Consider the following 21,880-nt stretch of genomic DNA (forward strand, 5'->3'; position numbering starts at 1 on the left):
GTTATACACATCTTTATAGTACAATATCTTTAAGAGGTGATATCCATTATGAAAGACTATCTTAAATACTTTATTTTTCGCTATGTTCTTCTTTATTTCGTTTTATCTTTCATTTGTCTTTTCATTATGCCCACGACCGCCTTTATCATTATGGCAATCCTTGTTGTATTGTTTACTTACTATCTGAAAAGAAAAAATCGTCTTTATCCACATCAATTTCAAATCCAATTAACAATCATCCTTATCATTTTAGTTTGCTTAACCATTGTCAGTTTATTATCTCAAGGATATCTTTCTTCTCAGTTATGGAATTATTACTACATACTCTATTTTCCTTTTGCTTTATTTTTACTTCTATGCTCCTTGACTGCCCATTATCAGTTAATGATATTTGGTCCTATTCTTCTTTTGTTCATTCAATTAGTAAGTCTTTATGTTTTTAGTCAAGCTCAAATTCCTATAAAGAAATACATCGTTAAAATTCTATGTCTAGTCCTTCTTTGTACAACAAGTTTTTATGTATACCAAACATCACCTGCCAGAAAATATAGTGGTGGTCATGGCTTTGACTATATGAATGGTTATTCCTGCACTGACTTATCTCCTTTTTATCCATATACTGAAGATAGTCAACTTGTAGAACTTCAAGAACCAAGTACCTTTATCATTGAAAATGAAGAAGATATGCCTGTTCTTGATGGTGCGGAAGCTTGTTATCCTGTTTATAGTGCTATTGCGAAAGCCGTTTATAAAGATATTGATCAAATAGAAAAAGCATATAGTGAGTCAGAAGACTACAATTATTATAATACTAATGGCAAAATTGTCACATTTACTAATACATCTGTTGGTTATACCCGTTTAATCAATGGGAATATTGATATGTTCTTTGGCGCAAAACCTTCAAAATCACAATTAGCAGAAGCCAAAGAAGCTGGTGTCGAATTTGAATATACACCTATCGGTCAGGAAGCTTTTGTCTTCTTTGTGAATAAAGATAATCCTGTATCTAATCTATCGACTCAACAAATTAAAGATATTTATCATGGTGATATAACAAACTGGCAGAAAGTTGGTGGACTAAACAAAGATATTCTTGCTTTTCAAAGACCTGAAAGATCTGGCAGTCAATCTATGATGACCCATTTCATGGGAGATGTTTCATTAAAGGAACCTCTTCAATATGAATATGTTTCAGCAATGACTGGTATTATTACTGATACAGCCCAATATAATGGTGAAAAAGATGCCATTGGATATACATTTAGATACTTTTTAGAAGGGCTTCATCAAGAACAAAATGTAAAAATATTATCTGTTGATGGTGTTGAGCCAACGACTGAAAATATTAAAAATCAGACATATCCTATATCTACTTATTTATATTGTGTGACTTTAAAATCAAATCAGAAAGAAAATGTTAAAAAATTAAAAGACTATCTTCTCTCTTCACAGGGACAATATATTATTGAAAAAACAGGTTATTGTGCATTAAATTAGAAAAGGAGTTTCATTCATGAAAAAAGTAATCAGCTTATCACTTTTGGTCATCATTATGATAATCATCTGTCTATTTTGTTTAAGTCCAATAACAAAGGATTCGATGACACATGTTGCAAAAGAAGACACACTATATTCCAAAGCCTTAGACTATGTCATATCCAAACAAAAGAATGCTTCTTATCATAAAGATAAGGAAGACTATCATATTTTTACAGATTATATTCCTTATGGTATTGAAGAAACAGGTCATTATCAACATATCTTTATGTGGATACATTTAGAAAGTTTCTATGTTTTGAATGATGAACTTATTCAAGACGAAAGCTTTTCTATTCCTTATAAAATCACTTACAAAGATAACCAGGTCATTCAATGTGAAACGCCGGAAAGTGGAGATCTTTATATTGATTCTATTCAAAGGCTATTTCCACCTCAAATACAAAATCATATCTTAAATCACTCATCCCATTCATTTGATTTAAGTCAACAAATTCAAGAGTACTATGCTTATCTTCCTTCACCAGATATAGCTCATACTGTCTGTTATTAAGCTTACTATAACGAACAGTTTAAAACTTATTAATGAATAAAATCTTTGTATAGTATTTATTCTCTATACAAAGATTTTCGTTTTTTCATCTTTTGTTATTATGGGATACACAAATATATGATATAGTTTGGAAAAAGGAGATGATGCGATGGATTTATATTTTGTATTAGTTGGATGTGTTATTCTTATATGTATTTTATTAAATCGTTTTTTAGATAAATTGGCTATTCCTTCTCTTTTGTTTTTTATTCTTTTAGGCATGCTTTTAGGTGAAAATGGTATTTTAGGTGTTGTTTTTAATGATTATCAGATTGCCGAAATGATTTGTTCAACCAGTTTGATATTCATTATGTTCTTTGGTGGTTTTGGAACCAATTTGAAAGTAGCCAAACCAGTGATTATCAAATCTATTGTCTTATCAACACTGGGTGTCTTATTAACAGCATTGCTGGTTGCGGGATTTGTTTATTATGTTTTAGATTTATCATGGTTACAGAGTTTATTAATTGGATCCGTCATTTCTTCTACTGATGCTACATCTGTCTTTAACATTTTACGTTCTCGTCATTTATCTTTAAAGTATGGAACAGACTCACTATTAGAAATTGAATCAGGATCGAATGACCCTGTTTCATATATGTTAACAATATCTGTGATTATGATTATGACAGGACAAAACATATCTTTACCAGTTATGATTTTTCAACAAATCATCTTTGGTTTATTATGTGGTTTTTGTATTGGAAAAATCATAGTGAAAATTTTAAATGAAGTTCATGTCAATGAAAGCTATGAAAATACAGTTATTATTTTTGCGAGTAGTATTATCACTTATGCTTTTTCTAATCTGATTGGTGGAAATGGATATTTAAGTGTTTATATTTGTGGCATCATTTTAGGTAATAGTTATATTCCCCATAAAAAAGACATGGTTCATTTTTATGAAACTCTTACAAAAATGGCACAAGTCTTAATCTTCTTTTTACTAGGATTACTTGTCACACCATCCGAACTTCCAGAAGTTATTATTCCTGCCATTTTGATTATGATTTTCTTAACATTTGTAGCTCGTCCTTTATCAATTTCTGTACTCCTTGGTATGTTTCGTTCACCATTGCGACAAATGGCCGTTGTATCATGGGCAGGATTAAGAGGTGTAGCATCAATCGTCTTTGCGATATACGCTGTGCTTTATCAAGTTGATTTACCATTTGATTTATTTAATCTTGTCTTTTGTATTGTCTTATTTTCACTTTCTATTCAAGGCTCACTTCTACCATGGATTTCAAAGAAATGTCATATGATTAACCCACAAGTTGATATATTACGTACATTTAATGATTATCAGGAAGATAATGATATGTGTTTTGTGAAAATGAAAATAGGTCATCATCATCATTTTAAAAATCTAAAGCTTAAAGATATTAATGCTGATGATTTGTTAGTTATTTTAATCGCAAGAGATCACCAAACTTTGATTCCTAATGGTGATACAGAAATATTAGAAGGAGATTTACTTGTTTTAGCCGCAAAGAAATTTGAAAACAGGGAAAACATTCGTTTAGATGAAACCCATATTCATTCATCACATAAATGGAAAGATAAGCTTGTTAAGGATATTTCTTTACCTGCTAAACAGTTAATTATCATGATTCAAAGAAATCATCAATCTATTATCCCTAATGGAACAACGCCTATCTTAGAAAATGATATTCTTGTGACAATTGAAACACAGGATGAAATATAAATATCGAAAAAGACTTCAAAATTCAATTGAAGTCTTTTTATTATTATTTATAAAATTGAGGTAGGTATTTTTTATGGGCTTCTAGCATTTCATCCAATATCTTTTTAGCAGTGATTTCACTTTGAACAAGAGGGTTAATTGTCATCGCAACTAATGCATCATCATAATTTCCACTTAATGCAACATTTGTTGTTAAAATTTCAAAAGCTTTTAACTGATGAATTAAACCAACTGTTTGTAAAGGAAGCTCTCCGACTGGGATAGGAACAGGTCCATCTTTTGTGATTTTACAGCTCACTTCCACCACAACATCATCAGGCATATTAGAAATAGCACCTTTATTTAATGTATCAACAACTTGTATATCACCTTTATCATTATATAATGACGAAATCAAGTTGCAGGCTGCATCACTATAATATGCTCCACCACGTTGTTCCAATTCTTTTGGTTTAACATCAAGATTTTCATCTTTATATTTTTCAAATAATTCTTTTTCAACCTTTTTAACAACTTGTGCTCGACATTGTCCTTTTGCAGCATCTTCCTGACAATGTTCTAACATTTGTTGTTTTTGTAAGTAATAGCGTAAATATCCAATACCTAAATATCCATAACTATTTAAAAACTCTTTTGACCAAGGTATATCTACAATATTTTTCAAAGATTCACTATTTCCCTGATCAATCATTGTATCAATCAATTTTCGATTCGCATTTTCTCCATTCAATGTAATATCTAATGCATAAATCATATGATTGATACCACCGATTTTAACATCTAATTCATCATTGTCTTGAACATTTAAAATATGTTCAATATCTTTAATCATATTCACTGGTCCATTACATAAACCAATAAATTTCTTCCATCCTGTATGTCTAAAAACAGCTTCGGCATTAATACCCGATGGATTCGTAAATGAAATAATCCATGCGTTTGGACATAATTTTTCACAATCTTTAATAATATCAAAGATAACAGGTATTGTTCTTAAAGCTTTAAACATACCTCCCGGACCATTTGTTTCTTGTCCAATGACACCATATTTTAAAGGAATCAATTCATCTTTTTCTCTCGCATCTAATTGCCCAACTCTAAATTGAGTTGTGACAAAATCTGCATCTTTCAATGCTTCCTGACGATCAAGAGTCATATAAATCTTCATAGGGATTCCTGCTTTTTTCACCATTCTTTTTGCAAGATTTCCTACAATTTCCAACTTATGTTTCCCTTCTTCAATATCAACAAGCCATAATTCTCTAACAGGTAATTCATCATATCTTTTGATAAATCCTTCAATAAGCTCTGGTGTATAGGAAGAACCACCACCAATTGTTACAATTTTAACGCTTTTCATAATCTTCCTCCTTCAATTGACTCGCTGCACTTCTATCAAGGCAGACAATCACATTTGGATGTCTTTGAATAATAGAGCTAGGAAAATCTGGTGTCACTTCACCATAAATCATTCTTTTCACTAAATCAGCTTTCTTTTCTCCCTTAGCCATCATGATCAGTTGTTTTGCTTTCATGATTGTGCCAATTCCCTGTGTGACACCTTGTGTAGGAACATCTTCAATATGATCAAATCCATAATCAAGTGAACTTTCTATAGATTCCTGATGTAAATCCACAACATGACACGCTCCATCAAGTGGACTTCCTGGCTCATTATAAGCAATGTGTCCATCCATTCCAATTCCTAAAATTTGGATATCAATAGGATTGGCATCAATCAAAGATTCATATCTTTGACATTCTTGAATCATATCTTCTTTTGATCCATCTAAAGCATTGATATTTTCAGGTAAAATATCAATGTGGGAAAAAAGTTCATTTTTCATTGCTGATGCAAAACTACGTGGATGACTTGGAGTTAATCCTACATATTCATCTAAATTGAATGCTTTGACCTGACGAAAACTTACTTTTTGAGCCTGATAATTGTCTATAAAATAGCGATAAACTCCAAGTGGTGTTGATCCTGTTGCAAACCCAATAACTGGTTGCGAATGATTTCTAATAAAATGACAGATATATTCTCCTACATAAGCATCAAGATGCTCCTCTTTTTCAAAGACAAGAATTTTCATTTTAAACCCTCCTATTTTATAACTCTCTTCTCACATTAATAGTAACATGATTAAAGACGAGAATATACAAAAAAACAAATTTTAATTAATTCTTAATCTCATATCTTTTAAAGTATATTCTTAGACAACTTTTAATAAGTAAACCTAAATATCTTTTCAATATAAATTGACTTTATGACTTATTTATGAAGTTTAATATTGTAAAAGGCATATATATACATTCTTTTTAAGTATTTGTTTTTTTCATCATTCGCTATTACAATATAAAGTATAAGGAGGAATATAAGATATGAGTTTTCAGGAGAATTTTTTATGGGGTGGTGCGATTGCTGCCAATCAGGCTGAAGGTGCATGGAACGAAGACGGACGTGGACCAGCCAAAACAGATGTCACAACAGGTGGCTCTGTGAAAGAACCAAGATATGTGACATTTATTGATAAGGATGGAAAACCTGGTAAAGTCATCAATGGTCAACCTATCCCTGAAGGAGCAAAGTATGCTGTTTTAGATGATTATTATTATCCTAATCATGATGGTGTAGATTTTTATCATCATTATAAAGAAGATATTGCATTATTAGCTGAGATGGGATTTAAAATGTTTAGACTTTCTATTTCATGGTCACGTTTATATCCTCATGGTGATGAAGATCAACCTAATCCAAAAGGTGTTGAATTCTATCGTTCTGTCTTTTTGGAATGTAAAAAACATGGTATTGAACCATTAGTGACAATCTGGCATTTTGATACACCTTTATATTTAGAAGAACATTATGGTGGATGGAACAATCGTCAGCTTATTGATTTCTATGTGCGTTTTGCGACAACTTGTTTTAAAGAATATCAGGGGTTAGTGAAATACTGGCTCACATTTAATGAAATTAATAACACAATTATGATGTTAAATCTTTTTGGTAATCATGCTGGAGATAAAGAACATCAACAAGGTTATCAACAACTTCATTATCAATTTGTTGCAAGTGCAAAAGCAGTTCAGATTGGTCATGAAATTGATCCAAATAATATGATTGGATGTATGATTTGTGGCATTACATTTTATCCAGGAACATGTGATCCTCAAGATATTATGGCTAATCGCCATATGTGGGAAAAGAGTATTTTCTATTGTGGAGATGTTCAATGTAAAGGAAAATATCCAACTTTTGCGAAAAGATTATGGAATGAACATCATGTTCAATTAGATATCACTGAACAAGATTTAGAAGATTTAAGAAATGGTTGCGTCGATATGTATACATTCTCTTATTATATGTCTTCTATTGAAACAACACATGAAACAGATGATATGGTTTCTGGTAACTTTGCTGCGGGAGCGAGAAATCCTTATTTAACATATTCTGATTGGGGTTGGGCACAAGATCCTTTAGGTTTACGTTATTATCTTGAAATGATTTATGACCGTTATGAAAAACCAATCATGGTTGTCGAAAATGGATTAGGTGCTTATGATACATTAGAAGAAGATGGAAGTATTCATGATGATTACCGCATTGATTATTTAAGAGATCATATCAAAGAAATGGGTAAAGCCATTGATAATGGTGTGAATTTGATTGGATATACAACTTGGGGATGTATTGATCTTGTCAGTGCTGGAACTGGTGAAATGAGAAAACGTTATGGATTTATTTATGTAGATAAAGATGATCAAGGTCAAGGCACTTATAATCGCTATAGAAAAGATTCTTTCTATTGGTATAAAAAAGTCATTGAAAGTCATGGTCAGGATTTAGATTAAACAAAAGGGTGTACTCAAAACAAAGAGTACACCTTTTATGTATATAAATCTGGAATTTCTCCCATATCTTCCAAATGAATATGAGAAGCATCAATTCTTATAATAGATTCATCCTGTTGGGCAATTGTGGAAGGTAATGTTCCATTGAGTTGTCCTCTCACACTTTGCGCTCTTAACTGACAGAACTCTTGAAATGTTTCTACCCCTAAAAGATGATCCTGATACGAACAAAATGCAGTCGGATCTTTTTGAATATAAGAATCAATCATTTTTGTAGTATCTTTAACCTTCTTTTCAAAATACCCACTTTCAAAATATTCACTTATGAATTGATCAAAGTATTCATGATACTGTTGATAATAGTCATCATGTAGCATCACATGATGATACAATGGTCTGTTTAACATGACTTCTTTGGTATAAGGCGTATTTATTGGAAAATTCACATATTGCGTTGTATCATTGCTAGGATTTGGCATTCCTAATGCATAAGTTCCATAAGCCAAATTATAATCCCAAGGAAGCATTGAAATCATACCATCTTCTTCATATAAGAAATAATTATGTCCTGTTGGCCCCAGATAACTATCTAAATTCACCACAAAGACCTGTACAACAAAATATCTTAAAACTTCATCAATATTGACAGCTTTGGTTAAATCTTTATTTTCATCTAATATTTTAAGTGATTGAATTAATCTTTCTTTATCTTCTCTATCAATATCAAATTTCGCATTATCAAAAAGGTTAGGATAAGATTCAATACGGTCATCAATATATTGAAGTGCTAAATCCTTATTAGCTGCATAAACATCTGTATATCCAGGTTTATATAATATGCCATAATCTTTTCCAAAATGTCTTCTTGCGAAAGCTTCTTCTGGCTCTTCGATTGCAAGAAAGAGGCCCCAATCCTGTTGATTGATTGTCACCCAAACATAACTTGTGAGTGGTGTGGGGACTCCCATAAAAGACATCATATCATAAGTCATATAATTTTTAAGATAGGCATTATCTTGAAAAGAACAGTCTAAAGTAAACTTATCTAATCCATAATAATGATAATTTTCATCATAATGATCAAACTCTATTTTAAGACTAAAACGGTCTGATTGATACCTGTCAATCAGTTCTAATGAATTATGACCCTTAACCCTTAATCCAACCATATCAAATTTTTCTCCATCAATCGTTATGGTACAGACATGATAGTCTTTATTTGCTGCCTGATCAAAAAAAGATTCCGGATTATCTAATTCAATATCAATCGTATGAACACGTTGATTATCAAATAGCTTATTCATATATGGTGGAGATGTGTGGGCTGGTTCTATTCCCCAATGATCAAAAAACATAAAGCCAATCGTAAATATAAGTGATATACAGATACAAACAATGACAATGACATCCATAAACTTACTTTTTATCATAATCTAATTCATATAATCTCCATTATAAGAAACCATCACAGTATAAAGAATGCCTTCCTTCTTGGATAATTCATTGATAAAAAGTGTTTCCTGCTGCTTAAGTCTCACTTCATAATTCAATTCTATACAATCTGGCTTTATACTTTTACTTTTCAAAGAACAGGCCTCTACATGTCTTTGAATAAATTCCATAGCCATCTGTTCATGATCTGTATTATCACAATGGACAACTAAAATATAAGGTTTTTGAATATTCTTTTGATTTGAAAAAACAATCAGTATGATTCCTATAAAAAGACTGCCAATGACTGCCAGTGGAATAAGTCCTGCTGCCAAAACAATTCCCACCGCAATACTCCAGAAGAGAAAAGCTATATCCATAGGTTCTTTAATGGCTGTACGAAATCTCACAATAGAAAGTGCCCCAACCATTCCTAAAGATAAAATAATATTACTTGTGATTGCTAAAATAACAAGTGTTGTAATCATTGTCAATGCAATAAGCGTTGTCGCAAAGCTTGATGAATACATCAATCCACTATAACTTTTCTTATAAACAAAGAAAATAAACAATCCCATTGTAAAAGCTAAAACAAGCGCAATACCCATATCTAATAATGTCACTGCATTGACATTTTCTAAAAAGTTTGATTTAAAAATATCCTGAAAACTCATCCTTCCCCTTCTTTCTACCAATCCATCATGCGACATTGCGCAAATTTTGAATATGATGATGTTTTTTGTGAAATACCTTGTACTGACATTTTCACAATTTCTGGTAAAAATTCATTATATTTCACTTCTAAGATATAATGATTGTCAATTGGTATTCCATGTTTAAGATTTAAAAAATCCTTTTTATTTTGATATGTACAAAGATGATGATCAATGGTTAATCGAACACGTGATATTTCATAAACATATGCCTGTCTTTGATAAGAAACAATTACACTTGGCTGTAATAATTTTCCTTTGATTTGACTGTAAAAGTCTATCATTAACGGATTTTCACTTTTCAATAGAAAATCAACTTCTCCATTTAAAATATCTTGAACCTGTTCAACAGATAGACGTGCTGTTTGTTTAGCACATAATCCATTATGTTTGATTTTCTTTTCTAAACGTATAAAACTTAAATCATGATTATAATAACGAATGCGAAATTTCTCTCTTTGAGAAACACCAGCCAGTTTTTCTTTTAAAGCCTGGTCATAAGGTGTATCAAAATAAAGACTATGCACATGATAAAAGCCATCTTTTTGACTATATTTGTCTTGTTGAAATAAGACATCAAAGCGACTCGTTAATATTTGAGCTTCCAGTGGATTGATTCTATGTTTCATTTCATGTCGATAAGTGACTGGCTGATACTCAAAAATCATATTTTATCCTCCCCCAGCTGATAAAATGGAATTGATAAACTTTCTACATTTCACTTTCAAATGATACAATCTCTCCACTAATCGCATTGACTTTATAATGATACTTAGCAAATTCATCTGTAAATTCAACAATATATATAAGCTGGTTATCCTGAACATCCAAATCATCACGATATTCATAAACACTTTCTTCATTGACATGTGCATGTTGTAAAACTTTTGATTTCACCTGTTCATTTGTTAAATAACCACTATGACTTTCCACACCATCAATCGTAATAGATTTAAAATTCAAATGCTTATAATGTATCAATGTATTTAAATCATTAATAGATAAATGAATTAAATCTTCAAAATCATAGTTAGGACTAACATTAATTAATTTTTGTATTAATGTAACTTTTCCAACAGAGATTCCATATTGCTTTGCAAGTGCTTCTCTTTCTTTAGAAAAATCATAATCCTGAGAAACAACCGAAGCTTCTAATGAATAACCAGATAATATATCTTTCACATCCGTTGCGACATCTTGCTTTAATGCATTTCTTTTTTCTTGATCACTTCCCTGTACACTGACCAAGACTGAATTTTTAGCTTCGCTAATATAGCCATGTTTAAACATACTTCCAATCACAGCATTGACAGCGACATCCAAATCTGTATTTTTTAAATCCATGTCATCTAAAACAAGTACAGCATCATCATTATGACAAATCACATCATCAACACGTCTTTGATTATTGACTTTAAGTTCAATACTTGGATTAACTTCAAATGATATGGAATAAGCATCTTGGGTTTGTAAAGTTATAAATGAAAAGATGCATATACAAGCAATGGTTAATATTGATAACTGCCATTTGATATTGAAATGTTTATTTTTATGTTTGTCTTCTTGAATAGGTTGAACAAATTGAATATCTTCCAGCAGTTTTTCTTTCTTTGAAGGCATATGAATATCTTGAAACTCTTCTTTTATTTTTCTTTTTATATCTTTATTTTTCAAGGCTCATTCCTCCAGACTCTTTCTAATCTTCTTCAAAGAACGGTGATATTTATTAAGAACAGTTGACAATTTTAAATCCATCACTTGTGATATTTCCTTAAAGGTTAAACCCTCTACAACATGTAAGATGATGATTTCTCTTTCTTCCTGACGCAGAATATTCATCAGCTTTTCAATCATCATCTTATCATGTATATCATTTATACTTTCATCTACGGAATCAATATGATAATCTACAACTTGTTCTCTGTTTGATTTTCTTAAAGACATATAAGTGATATTTCTAGAGATTGTTATGATCCATGCTTTCGCATGTCCGCTCCCTTTATATAAATGTGCATTTTTATAGATTTGAATAAAAGTATCATGGGTCAGATCTTGGGCATATTCTTTTGCATGAACAATACTATAGATATAACGATAGACTTCATTATACATCAAATCATAAATATCCCCAATCACACGATTATCATCTTTTAATGCTATTAATAAGTTTTCCAGATTGTTCTCTTTTAACATCACTTATCTCTCCCATAATGTTAATATCACATTATATAGATAGTTATGTCTTTCAATCTTTGTAAAGTTTATATTAATTTTATGTTAATTAATCATCGTAATTAGAATTATCATTTGTATCGTCATAATTAGAATTCTGTTGTGAATCATAATTAGAGTTTTGGTCATAATTTGAAGCCTGGTTATTGCTTGAACTTTGATTATAGTTAGAATTCTGATCATAGTTAGAATTTTGTGAACCTGTATTCGTATTTTGTGATCCAGAACTTGTATTTGTTGACGAATTTGATGATTGATTTGAATTATAGTTCGAATTATCATAATTTGTATTATCATAATTTGTATTCTTATTTGATGATGAATTTGAAGTTGCTGGCTTGCTTGAGCTTGATGGCTTACTTGAACTTGATGGCTTGCTTGAACTTGATGACTGATTTGTGCTTGCCGGTTGACTTGTTCCATAATTTGATGTATCGTAATTTGTATTGTCATTATTTGTATTTTGTTTTGAATTTGTATTTGTAGATGCCTTTGGTTTTTCAGGTTCTACTTCTCTTTCTACGACACCTTTTGTAGCACTGACTTCATATTCATATTCACTTTGATTATACTGAAATTCAATATCATAAGTCAGGACACCATTTTCTGTATCATAATCAATTTCTAGATTTTTTATCTGATCTTGAGTCAATGACGCATTTTTTAATGCAATATTTAAAGCTTCATCACGACTAATATATTGTTTTGTACTGACTGTTCCTACCATATTTTGATTGTTTTGATCATCATCTATTGATTGATGAATTAAAATAAGATCCTGTGCATTTAATTTCACTAAATCTTCTACAGTATATTGTTTTTGTGTCTGATCATCATCCATAATATCTTCTATCAGATTAGCTTTACCATAAGAAATACTATATTTCTTCATTAAATTCTCTATATCATCATCAATATCAATATTTTGTGAATATATAGCTCCTTCAATAGAATAATTCTGTAATGTTGTATAAATATATTGACTTAATTCTTCTTCTAAAGCTGTACGTTTTGTTTCATCATCATTTTCCACTGATAATAAAACTGTATTTTGATTGGCATTTAAATAACCATTTTTAACTAATGAACCTAATAATGCATTTAATGCAACATTGGCATCTGCCTGTTTTAAATCCATATCCTGTAAAACTTTTTTGGCATCATCATTAACTGCAATAGCATCTACAACTTTATGATCATCATCTAATTGTAATTGAATACTTGGATTGATATCCAAAGTGACAAGACTCGTATATTTTTGTGCATTTTGACCACTTCCGCATCCTGTTATTAAAAACATTGCTAATAAACTTATTCCCCATAATTTTAATTTTTTCATTTTTTTCAACTCCTTTACCCTATCAATGCATAAGAATCCTTTTTTATCACATAAAAATTGAAAAAAATAAAAAAATGATTTCAAAATTGATTTGAAACCATCTTTTATGCCTTATTCCTGTTGAAATTCTTCCAATATTTTTAATGAACTGCTTGTTCCTATACGACTGGCTCCAGCTTCAATCATAGCTTGACAAGTTTTCCAATCACGTATTCCTCCAGCAGCTTTGACTTTCACTTCATTACCTACTGTTTCTTTCATTAAACGCACATCTTCTACAGTTGCACCTGAAGTGCCAAAACCTGTACTTGTTTTGATATAGTCTGGTTTAACCTCTTTAGCAATTTCAGCAATTTTTACAATCTCTTCCTTTGTTAAATAACAATTTTCAAAAATAACCTTACAAATCACCTGATTTTCATGACACAGTTCAACAATGCTTCTCATTTCCTGTTCAATATAATTCCAGTCATGCATTTTTGCTTTACCTATGTTTATCACATAATCTATCTCATCTGCACCATCATCAATAGCCTGCTTTGTTTCAGCCAATTTGATATCTAGTGTTGTTTGTCCTAAAGGAAAAGAAATAGCTGCTCCCACATGAATATTTGTTCCTTTTAATAACTCTTTACATAACTTTACAGGTTCACTATTAATGGCTACCATTGCCGCCCCAATACTTTTTGCTTCATTACATAATTGAATAAAATCATCTCTTGAGGCATAAGCCTTTAAAAATGTATGATCAAATATACGCGCAAGTTCTTCTTTTGTCATGATGTATACCTCCTATTGATTCTATTATATCATGAGACATAAAAAAAAGAGATAGTTTCATTCCTATCTCCAAAAATTAGCATTTCCACTACCAAGAGAAACAACTTCAAATTTGGTATTATATGAAGTTCCTCCACCAAAATATTTATTTCCAGAACCTTCACTACCATTAAAAATATCTATTTTATTTCCCTTAATAGCTCCACCACGATCCACAACAATTCCATAAATAGTTCCTTCTGTATTCAAATTATGATTTGAAATTTTAATCACAGTTCCAAATGGAATAGAACGATCTGCCGCTAAACAATAATATTTCTTCCCATTATAATATAAATATGGCGAATTTGTATTATTGACACCACTTGTAGGTGATAGCTTAACCCCTGATGACGAAGTACCTCCACATCCTGTACAATCTCCACCATATAGAGTTAAACGACCAGTAAATGTTGTTCCTTCAAGGATACCACCATATTGAATAATTTTATCCACTGGCTTTTCAACAATTTCTTCTTTAATCATTTGTTTATTTGTTTCTTTTCCATTGGCATAAGTGAAAAGATAAGTTCTTTTTGCTTTTCCATCTTTTCCTTCTTGAACAACTGTTTTTGTCCAGCTTCCACTACCTTTTGTTTTTGTTGAGTATGGTATATTCTCTATTTTTTCTACTGTTTTTGTTTCAACTCTTGTGATTTTAATATAATCATCTTGTTGAACAATCTCTTCTTTATCTTTATTTAAAGTATCTTTTGTATCTAACTCAACATTCAATTCATTTAAGACATTTGATACTGTATCCTGCTTGACCAAATAATCCTTTTCCTCCTGCAATCCATCTTTTAATGTAATGTCTACAGTTGGAATAAAATTCGTAATCTGATTGACGGCTCCAGATGATACAGTTGCTAACATAATAACAACGTATACAACCGCCATTGCTAAAATTCCTTTTGTTCGGCTATCAGCCGAGACAATCGCCTCTTTAGCTTTGTTTAACATAAAATATCCTCCTTATTTAATCCCAAACATTTTTTTGGCATTAAATGTTGTGATTCTAGCAACGTCTTCTATCTCCATGTTCTTTAGCTTTGCTATTTCCTGGGCAATATACACAACATTTGCTGGCTCATTCAACTTTCCTCGAAATGGGTGAGGTGTTAAATAAGGGCAGTCCGTTTCAATCATCAAATGATCTATATCAATTGATTTTGCAACTTCCTTAGGGACTTTTGCATTCTTAAATGTCACGGGTCCAGCTAACGATATTTCAAAACCTATATCAACATATCGTTTTGCCATTTCAGCCGATCCACTATAACAATGCATAATGCCATAATGTGCAGTTTGTTTTAAGATATTGTAAGTATCTTCATAGGCATCTCTAGCATGAATCACAATGGGCTTTTGATATTTTTTAGCAATTTCAATTTGCTTTACAAAAATATCTTTTTGCTTTTCATGAGGAACTTCTTCCCAATAATAATCTAAACCTATTTCTCCTAAAGCCACTACACATGGGTCTTGAAGCAATTTTTCAATTTCATTTAAATCTTCATCAGTTGTATCCTTACAATCATTAGGACTTATTCCGACTGCTGCATAAATAAATGAATACTCATGAGCTATCTCAACAGCCTTCTTTGATGACTCTAAATCATATCCTACAACAACCATATTTTCGACTTGATGATCTAAAGCATTTTGAATAAATTGATCTCTATCAGGATACAATTGTTCACTATTTAAATGTGTATGTGTATTGAAATACATCTCCATCACCCTGAGGCATAATAACAAATATTTAATACTTTGTCAAATTTCTAAATAAAGCAAATACTATTTATTCTCATTTTATCGACATTTTTCTTATTCACAATTCCATATATTTGTCATTATAACAAACATCATTCTATACTCTTTTGAAATATTCCAATCTATAAATATTTGTCAAAAAACGTTGAAATCACCAACATCATATTTATAGTATGTCTATTTCACAATTATTTAATCAAATTCTCATAACAAAATAAAAAGGAGATTCTTCAATCTCCCATCAATCACTATTCACCCTTAAAATCAAAATGTTGGAATACATCACTAACAGGTAAATCATTTTCAATACTTTCAATTGTATATGCTAATAATTCAGCTACACTGATTTGTACTAATTTATCAAAACGTTTTTCTTCTGGAATAGCAATTGTATCTGTAATAATAACTTCTTTTGCGACACAATCTTTTAATCTATCTACTGCCGGTCCTGATAATACACCATGAGTACAAGCAATATAAACATCTTTAGCACCTTTTTCTTTTAAGATTTGTGCTCCAGCTACAATTGTACCAGCTGTGTCAATCATATCATCAATTAAGACACAATTCTTACCTGCAACATCCCCAATAATACCCATAACTTCCGCAACGTTTGGTTTAGGGCGTCTTTTATCAATGATAGCAATTGGACAATCCAATGCTTCTGACATTTTTCTAGCACGCGTTGCTCCTCCATGATCTGGTGATACAACACATAAATCTTCAATATTTTTATTTTTAATATATCTACAAATAAGAGGTAAAGCTTCCATTTCATCAACTGGAATATCAAAGAATCCCTGAATTTGACGTGCATGTAAGTCTACTGTCACAACTCTATCAACCCCAGCTACTGTTAATAAGTCAGCAACTAAACGTGATGTAATTGGTTGTCTTGGTTTTGCCTTACGATCTTGTCTAGCATAACCAAAATATGGTATAACTGCTGTAATTTCTTTTGCTGATGCACGTTTTAAAGCATCAGTTAAAACTAAAATTTCCATTAAGTTTTCAGTCACTGGATTTGATGTTGATTGTACAATAAAGACATCTTTTCCACGTACTGATTCTTCAATTTCAACTAAGATTTCACCATCTGCAAAATGATGAACTTTACTTTTCCCAACTTCTGTCCCTAAAATATCAGCCATTGAATGAGCTAATTCCTGATTAGATGATAAAGCAAATATTGTTATGTTATTTTTCATTTTTACCTCATATTCTCCTTATTTTTTATTTTTATTTCGTCTTTCGTATTCTTTTTCACGTATTTCTTTTAATATCTTACTATAACCTTGTTTATTTTCCTGTCTAGCTCTCGCAATTGCCATCGCATCTTCATCAACTTCTTTAGTAATTGTTGATCCTGCTGCAATATAAGCATTCTTTCTCACTGTGACAGGAGCTACTAAATTGGTATTACATCCAATAAAGACATTATCTTCAATCTTTGTGAGTGATTTATTTTTACCATCATAGTTAGATGTAATTGTTCCACAACCAAAGTTAACATCTTGACCAACCTGGGCATCTCCTACATAAGTTAAATGTGAAGCCTTGCTTCCTGCACCAAAGTCAGCTTTTTTCATTTCTACAAAGTTACCTAAATGTGCATTCTCATGAATATGACAATTTGTTCTCAATCTTGCATATGGTCCAATATCTACACCACTTTCAATAATTGAATCACTTAAAACAGAGAATTTAATTTCAACATTATCTTTAATTTCCATATTTGTAAATTCACAATATGGTCCAATATGACAATGACTTCCAATCACTGTTTTCCCTTTAATAATACATCCTGGCTCAATAATTGTATCGTGTCCAATCACAACATCTCTACCAATATACGTATTAGATGGATCAACAATCGTCACTCCATTTAAAAGATGTTCACGATTAATACGATCTCTTAAAAACTGTGTTGACTGAGCTAATGCTACGCGATCATTAATACCACCAACTTCATCAAAATCATCAATCTTATAAGCATCTACTTTTAAACCTTGATGATTCATGATTCCAATAACATCAGTCAAATAATACTCATTTTGCGCATTATCATTTGTCACTTGACTTAATGCTTCAAATAATGCTTTATTGTCAAAACAATATTCTCCAGTATTCATTTCAGTAATATCTTTTTGACTTTCTAATAAATCTTTAAATTCCACAATTCCTGTGACTTGACCATTTTCTTTAATAATTCTTCCATAATGCGTACTTGGATCACAATCAGCACTCATAATTGTTGCCTGATTATGATGTTCTTGATGATACGCAATAAATTCTTTTAATGTTTCTTTACGAATCAATGGTGCATCACCACATAAAACAAGAGTCATTCCATCTCGATTAGCCAAAATATCTTTAGCCTGCAATACAGCATGACCTGTACCAAGTTGTTCTGTTTGATCAACAAAAGTGACATCATCCACAATTGCTTTGACTTGATCAGCTTCGTGACCAACAATCACAATTGTTTCATCTACACCTAAAGCCTTTAATTCATCTACAACATGATTAATCATTGGCTTATATAATACTTCATGTACTACTTTTGGTTTATCAGACTTCATTCTTGTGCCTTTACCAGCAGCCAATACAATAGCATATACTTTCATTTTTTTCTCTCCTTATCGCCACTATTCTAACAAAAAAATATATAAAAAAAAAGAGGAAACAGGGAAATACTTTCGTTCATACCCATATTTTTCCATACTTTTTTACAAAAACAAAAGTTAGTTATTTATAACTTCAGTGAATCCTTATTTAAAATCTCTGTTTTTCTGACAAAAGCATATCTATTCAAAAAGAACTGATACCCTTTTTCTAACAACTCCTGATCTTGAGTTAAACCAAATACACAAGAACCACTTCCAGACATTAAAGCGCCATCAAACCCTAATTCTTTCATTTCTTCTTTAATTTTTAATATATCAGGGACTATCTTTAAAGATGGTTCTTCTAGAGTGTTTCCTAAACATTTGACAACCCCCTGATAGTCATTATTTTCAATAGCTTCTTTCATATCCATGATTGGAGGATGCTCAGCATTTTTTAAGTCTAACATACCAAATGATTTTTTTGTGGATACTCCTTTTTTAGGTTTAACCAATAGTACATAACAATGAAAATCCTTTGAAATAAATTCAAGCTTTTCTCCAATTCCTTTCACTAAAGCTGTTTTTTCATAAATACAAAATGGTATATCTGCTCCTACTTCTTTACCAATATCAGCCAATGTTTCCAATGATAGATTTAATTGAAAGATTTGGTTCATCGCTTTTAAAACAGCTGCACCATCCCCGCTTCCTCCAGCGAGTCCTGCTTGTGTAGGAATATGTTTATAAATATGAATCTTGACTCCATAAGGAATTTGATAACGTTCTATGAGTAACTGTGCAACTTTATACATGATATTTCTTTGATCCGTTGGCATACGATTGGTATTTGCAGTGATTTGAATACCATGATCAATCTTTTCAATATAAATTAAATCATGTAATGTAATAGGTGCCATGATCATCTCTAAATCATGATACCCATCTTCTCTTTTTCTGACAACATCTAATGCTAAATTGACCTTTGCATAAGCTCTTATTTTCATTTCTCTCATCCTCTCGTTGGATATATTTTTCTTGCGACACCTCTTGTATCAATACCACCCATACCACTTTGTTTATGCGATGTATGATTGATAATATCTTCAATATCACAATAATTCCTCACACTCTCATTAGCAACCAGACTGGCAATATAAACAGGATCTAAAGCATGAATATTCATACGTTTAGGACTGGAAGCAAAGTTAGCTCCACTCGCCAGTAACATTTCATAATACGATTGACATGCTCCAGCAATAATAATCAAAGCATCTTTATCTCCCTGATACTGTCGTGCTTTTTTCACTGCTGCCATATAATCTAAAGAATGTTGATAATTCTGTCCAATACTTTTATCAGCATTTTTTCTTAACGCATCATGTCCAGTAATGACTAAAATCTGAGGCTTGTGTTTTTCTAATAATTCTATCACTCGATCAGGCATCTCACTTTCTTTCATATAATAACAATCAGCCCTAATCTTTAATTCCTCATATTTCTTTTGACACATCTTCAAGTATTTTTCATCACCATCAAGATGTAAAACTTTTCCTCTGATCACAGGATGTCTTTCCATCACAAAACCATCTTCTAGCTGTGGCTGAACTTCACTCAACTCTAAATCATCCAACTCACTATCTGCAATCAATCTCAGTTCTACACCTCTTAAATAATAAATATTATCTTTAATATCAAAAATCTCAAATAATATATCGCGATTATATTTTTTCCTGACAACATAATCTCCAATTTTCATAAACCTCACCCATATATCATATGAATTTATAAATAATGTGTGAGTTTTATATAATCTTCAACACTTAATTGTTCTGGTCTTGTTTTTAAATCAATACCACATTCATTTAATATTTTTTCTGTATTTTCTAAAAACAATCCTTTTAAATTATTATAGATTGTTTTTCTTTTTTGTGTAAATGCCTGTTTTAAAATCTGTGTTAAAAGTGGGTTGTATGTCTTTTCCATCATAATAGATAAAATCGCACTATCGACTCTTGGTGCAGGTGAAAATACATTTTTAGAAACTGTCATATCTAAAGAAGCTTGACCTATACTTTCTATCATAAAAGTCAATGGACTATGATAAGATGCATCTGTTAATTTCAGTGCCACTTCTTTTTGAACCATAACATGTATACTATCAACATCAGCCTGAGACGTGATAATATGTTCTAAAATATCTGATGTAATATAGTATGGTAGATTTGCTACAATACAAATCTTTGAATATTGTTGTCTATAATAATTGGCGACTTGTTTTAAATCAACTGTTAAAAAATCTTGAAAAATAACCTCTACATTTAAACATTCATTTAATGATTCTTCTAAAACAGCTTTTAATCTTGTATCAATTTCATAGCTCACAATATGACCAGCCTGATAAGACAATTGTTCTGTTAAAGCTCCTATTCCTGGACCAATTTCAATAACACAAGTTTGTTGATCAATAGGCGTACAAGCCACAATTTTTTGAATAACATTTAAATCTATTAAGAAATTTTGTCCAAACTTCTTTGTGGCTTTCATATTGTATTTTTCTAATAAATACATTGTATTCGCTTTTTTTGCAATATCTTTCATTCTCTCACCTAAAACTTATTATAATCTAATTTCATCCAAAAGAAAAGCAACCTATTTCAGGCAATAAAAAAAGTATCAATCTTAACCCAAAGTTTTGAATGATACTTTTTGAAACTGCCCTCAACTCCACATTATTTGAGAATTGATTTTTTGATTAAAATATATTTAATAGATGCATATAGGATTGTCGCTAATGCTACAATTAAAAAGAAATAATGAGATACAAATCCTAGAAAAGTATTTGTATAATTTGAAAGGGGAAAGATTGAAAAAAAGATAACAAATAAACAAGCTAAAATACAACCATGTTGAAATTGTAATTGTGCATCTCTTATCAAATCTTCTCTTGTGACTTTGATCTGTGATATTAATGAAGCTTGATCTGTATAAAAAATAAATTCACCGTTATTTCTAAAACTGACAGGCACATTTGTAAATAATGTCCATCCCTGATCTTTCATATCTTGTATATATGTCTTTTCTAAAGAATCATCTTTGAATCTTTGATATTCAACAAGATATCCAATCTGTTTTTTATCTGATTTTTTAAAAGTAAAAACCATAAAATGTAATGGTGGAAATAATATAAATGGAACGATTGATTTTAAACAATAGCCTTTTGTCGCTTTTTTATTGATATATCTTTGAATGGCAGTCATGCCCATATCACTCTTTACACTTAGCATAATAACGCCTCCCCGTCTTTAT

Annotated in this window: 21 protein-coding genes; 4 read left to right on the forward strand and 17 right to left on the reverse strand. The window is 31.0% G+C overall.

Annotation, left to right across the window (positions count from 1 at the left end):
* Positions 1 to 48: 48 nt before the first annotated feature.
* The 3 genes from ACESR5_RS03050 to ACESR5_RS03060 all read left to right on the forward strand — a co-directional run bounded on the left by ACESR5_RS03050 (position 49) and on the right by ACESR5_RS03060 (position 3,800).
* The gene (locus tag ACESR5_RS03050) at positions 49 to 1,500 is read left to right on the forward strand and encodes a PstS family phosphate ABC transporter substrate-binding protein (protein WP_373154166.1); all 1,452 of its coding nucleotides are present in this window, start codon (positions 49 to 51) and stop codon (positions 1,498 to 1,500) included.
* A gap of 16 nt (positions 1,501 to 1,516) precedes the next feature.
* Positions 1,517 to 2,053 carry a hypothetical protein gene (locus tag ACESR5_RS03055; protein ID WP_191492563.1) on the forward strand — a complete coding sequence of 179 codons (537 nt, stop codon included), beginning with the start codon at positions 1,517 to 1,519 and terminating at the stop codon, positions 2,051 to 2,053.
* 148 nt (positions 2,054 to 2,201) lie between these two features.
* Complete coding sequence (locus ACESR5_RS03060) at positions 2,202 to 3,800, forward strand: potassium/proton antiporter (RefSeq protein ID WP_373154167.1); 1,599 nt, start codon at positions 2,202 to 2,204, stop codon at positions 3,798 to 3,800.
* A gap of 43 nt (positions 3,801 to 3,843) precedes the next feature.
* Here ACESR5_RS03060 and ACESR5_RS03065 read toward each other — a convergent pair whose 3' ends face one another.
* On the reverse strand, positions 3,844 to 5,163 hold the full coding sequence (locus ACESR5_RS03065; protein ID WP_373154258.1) for a 6-phospho-beta-glucosidase: 1,320 nt from the start codon (positions 5,161 to 5,163) through the stop codon (positions 3,844 to 3,846).
* Positions 5,147 to 5,896, reverse strand: coding sequence for a glucosamine-6-phosphate deaminase (gene nagB / locus ACESR5_RS03070; protein WP_373154168.1), 750 nt, complete (start codon positions 5,894 to 5,896; stop codon positions 5,147 to 5,149). Before nagB ends, ACESR5_RS03065 begins: the two co-directional genes overlap by 17 nt.
* Before the next feature lie 289 nt (positions 5,897 to 6,185).
* Between nagB and ACESR5_RS03075 the strand changes: the two genes are divergently transcribed.
* Positions 6,186 to 7,655, forward strand: coding sequence for a family 1 glycosylhydrolase (locus tag ACESR5_RS03075; protein WP_087244623.1), 1,470 nt, complete (start codon positions 6,186 to 6,188; stop codon positions 7,653 to 7,655).
* Between the two features lie 35 nt (positions 7,656 to 7,690).
* Here the strand turns inward: ACESR5_RS03075 and ACESR5_RS03080 are convergent, their stop codons facing one another.
* The 15 genes from ACESR5_RS03080 to ACESR5_RS03150 all read right to left on the reverse strand — a co-directional run bounded on the left by ACESR5_RS03080 (position 7,691) and on the right by ACESR5_RS03150 (position 21,858).
* On the reverse strand, positions 7,691 to 9,085 hold the full coding sequence (locus ACESR5_RS03080; protein WP_373154169.1) for a CotH kinase family protein: 1,395 nt from the start codon (positions 9,083 to 9,085) through the stop codon (positions 7,691 to 7,693).
* A 3-nt stretch (positions 9,086 to 9,088) separates the two neighbouring features.
* Positions 9,089 to 9,760 (reverse strand): DUF4956 domain-containing protein, encoded by a 672-nt coding sequence (locus tag ACESR5_RS03085; protein WP_373154170.1) that lies wholly within the window; start codon positions 9,758 to 9,760, stop codon positions 9,089 to 9,091.
* Between the two features lie 14 nt (positions 9,761 to 9,774).
* Complete coding sequence (locus ACESR5_RS03090; protein ID WP_168081505.1) at positions 9,775 to 10,467, reverse strand: polyphosphate polymerase domain-containing protein; 693 nt, start codon at positions 10,465 to 10,467, stop codon at positions 9,775 to 9,777.
* A 43-nt stretch (positions 10,468 to 10,510) separates the two neighbouring features.
* A complete protein-coding gene (locus ACESR5_RS03095) occupies positions 10,511 to 11,473 on the reverse strand; it encodes a PepSY domain-containing protein (protein ID WP_373154172.1) in 963 nt (320 codons plus the stop codon).
* Positions 11,474 to 11,476: 3 nt separating this feature from the next.
* Entirely contained in the window at positions 11,477 to 11,992 is a 516-nt protein-coding gene (locus ACESR5_RS03100) for an RNA polymerase sigma factor (protein WP_373154174.1), read from the reverse strand.
* Positions 11,993 to 12,080: 88 nt separating this feature from the next.
* Positions 12,081 to 13,370 carry a PepSY domain-containing protein gene (locus ACESR5_RS03105; protein WP_373154175.1) on the reverse strand — a complete coding sequence of 430 codons (1,290 nt, stop codon included), beginning with the start codon at positions 13,368 to 13,370 and terminating at the stop codon, positions 12,081 to 12,083.
* Between the two features lie 111 nt (positions 13,371 to 13,481).
* Positions 13,482 to 14,150, reverse strand: coding sequence for a deoxyribose-phosphate aldolase (deoC, locus tag ACESR5_RS03110; RefSeq protein WP_129738373.1), 669 nt, complete (start codon positions 14,148 to 14,150; stop codon positions 13,482 to 13,484).
* A 63-nt stretch (positions 14,151 to 14,213) separates the two neighbouring features.
* Positions 14,214 to 15,152: a G5 domain-containing protein gene (locus ACESR5_RS03115; protein WP_373154176.1), complete on the reverse strand. Its 939-nt coding sequence runs from the start codon at positions 15,150 to 15,152 to the stop codon at positions 14,214 to 14,216.
* 12 nt (positions 15,153 to 15,164) lie between these two features.
* Positions 15,165 to 15,923: a TatD family hydrolase gene (locus ACESR5_RS03120; RefSeq protein WP_373154177.1), complete on the reverse strand. Its 759-nt coding sequence runs from the start codon at positions 15,921 to 15,923 to the stop codon at positions 15,165 to 15,167.
* 290 nt (positions 15,924 to 16,213) lie between these two features.
* The gene (locus ACESR5_RS03125; protein WP_191340929.1) at positions 16,214 to 17,173 is read right to left on the reverse strand and encodes a ribose-phosphate pyrophosphokinase; all 960 of its coding nucleotides are present in this window, start codon (positions 17,171 to 17,173) and stop codon (positions 16,214 to 16,216) included.
* A gap of 18 nt (positions 17,174 to 17,191) precedes the next feature.
* Positions 17,192 to 18,592 carry a bifunctional UDP-N-acetylglucosamine diphosphorylase/glucosamine-1-phosphate N-acetyltransferase GlmU gene (gene glmU, locus ACESR5_RS03130; protein WP_087304467.1) on the reverse strand — a complete coding sequence of 467 codons (1,401 nt, stop codon included), beginning with the start codon at positions 18,590 to 18,592 and terminating at the stop codon, positions 17,192 to 17,194.
* Between the two features lie 125 nt (positions 18,593 to 18,717).
* Entirely contained in the window at positions 18,718 to 19,578 is an 861-nt protein-coding gene (gene ispE / locus ACESR5_RS03135; RefSeq protein ID WP_087304471.1) for a 4-(cytidine 5'-diphospho)-2-C-methyl-D-erythritol kinase, read from the reverse strand.
* A 5-nt stretch (positions 19,579 to 19,583) separates the two neighbouring features.
* On the reverse strand, positions 19,584 to 20,330 hold the full coding sequence (locus ACESR5_RS03140; RefSeq protein WP_087297028.1) for a sporulation peptidase YabG: 747 nt from the start codon (positions 20,328 to 20,330) through the stop codon (positions 19,584 to 19,586).
* A 26-nt stretch (positions 20,331 to 20,356) separates the two neighbouring features.
* Positions 20,357 to 21,172 (reverse strand): 16S rRNA (adenine(1518)-N(6)/adenine(1519)-N(6))-dimethyltransferase RsmA, encoded by an 816-nt coding sequence (gene rsmA / locus ACESR5_RS03145; protein WP_373154181.1) that lies wholly within the window; start codon positions 21,170 to 21,172, stop codon positions 20,357 to 20,359.
* Positions 21,173 to 21,303: 131 nt separating this feature from the next.
* Positions 21,304 to 21,858: a DUF2812 domain-containing protein gene (locus ACESR5_RS03150; protein ID WP_373154182.1), complete on the reverse strand. Its 555-nt coding sequence runs from the start codon at positions 21,856 to 21,858 to the stop codon at positions 21,304 to 21,306.
* Positions 21,859 to 21,880 lie beyond the last annotated feature (22 nt).

Source organism: Clostridium sp. AUH-JLR23 (assembly GCF_964238065.1).
Lineage (GTDB): Bacteria > Bacillota_I > Bacilli_A > Erysipelotrichales > Coprobacillaceae > Allocoprobacillus > Allocoprobacillus merdigallinarum.

Bases quoted from the DNA above. Each gene is read 5' to 3' on its own strand.
- ispE (WP_087304471.1), bottom strand. From the start codon at position 19,578: ATGAAAATAAGAGCTTATGCAAAGGTCAATTTAGCATTAGATGTTGTC.
- ACESR5_RS03060 (WP_373154167.1), top strand. From the start codon at position 2,202: ATGGATTTATATTTTGTATTAGTTGGATGTGTTATTCTTATATGTATT.
- ACESR5_RS03055 (WP_191492563.1), top strand. From the start codon at position 1,517: ATGAAAAAAGTAATCAGCTTATCACTTTTGGTCATCATTATGATAATC.
- ACESR5_RS03080 (WP_373154169.1), bottom strand. From the start codon at position 9,085: ATGATAAAAAGTAAGTTTATGGATGTCATTGTCATTGTTTGTATCTGT.
- ACESR5_RS03090 (WP_168081505.1), bottom strand. From the start codon at position 10,467: ATGATTTTTGAGTATCAGCCAGTCACTTATCGACATGAAATGAAACAT.
- rsmA (WP_373154181.1), bottom strand. From the start codon at position 21,172: ATGAAAGATATTGCAAAAAAAGCGAATACAATGTATTTATTAGAAAAA.
- ACESR5_RS03140 (WP_087297028.1), bottom strand. From the start codon at position 20,330: ATGAAAATTGGAGATTATGTTGTCAGGAAAAAATATAATCGCGATATA.
- ACESR5_RS03120 (WP_373154177.1), bottom strand. From the start codon at position 15,923: ATGTATTTCAATACACATACACATTTAAATAGTGAACAATTGTATCCT.
- ACESR5_RS03105 (WP_373154175.1), bottom strand. From the start codon at position 13,370: ATGAAAAAATTAAAATTATGGGGAATAAGTTTATTAGCAATGTTTTTA.
- nagB (WP_373154168.1), bottom strand. From the start codon at position 5,896: ATGAAAATTCTTGTCTTTGAAAAAGAGGAGCATCTTGATGCTTATGTA.
- ACESR5_RS03150 (WP_373154182.1), bottom strand. From the start codon at position 21,858: ATGCTAAGTGTAAAGAGTGATATGGGCATGACTGCCATTCAAAGATAT.
- glmU (WP_087304467.1), bottom strand. From the start codon at position 18,592: ATGAAAGTATATGCTATTGTATTGGCTGCTGGTAAAGGCACAAGAATG.
- deoC (WP_129738373.1), bottom strand. From the start codon at position 14,150: ATGACAAAAGAAGAACTTGCGCGTATATTTGATCATACATTTTTAAAG.
- ACESR5_RS03100 (WP_373154174.1), bottom strand. From the start codon at position 11,992: ATGTTAAAAGAGAACAATCTGGAAAACTTATTAATAGCATTAAAAGAT.
- ACESR5_RS03115 (WP_373154176.1), bottom strand. From the start codon at position 15,152: ATGTTAAACAAAGCTAAAGAGGCGATTGTCTCGGCTGATAGCCGAACA.
- ACESR5_RS03050 (WP_373154166.1), top strand. From the start codon at position 49: ATGAAAGACTATCTTAAATACTTTATTTTTCGCTATGTTCTTCTTTAT.
- ACESR5_RS03075 (WP_087244623.1), top strand. From the start codon at position 6,186: ATGAGTTTTCAGGAGAATTTTTTATGGGGTGGTGCGATTGCTGCCAAT.
- ACESR5_RS03125 (WP_191340929.1), bottom strand. From the start codon at position 17,173: ATGAAAAATAACATAACAATATTTGCTTTATCATCTAATCAGGAATTA.
- ACESR5_RS03085 (WP_373154170.1), bottom strand. From the start codon at position 9,760: ATGAGTTTTCAGGATATTTTTAAATCAAACTTTTTAGAAAATGTCAAT.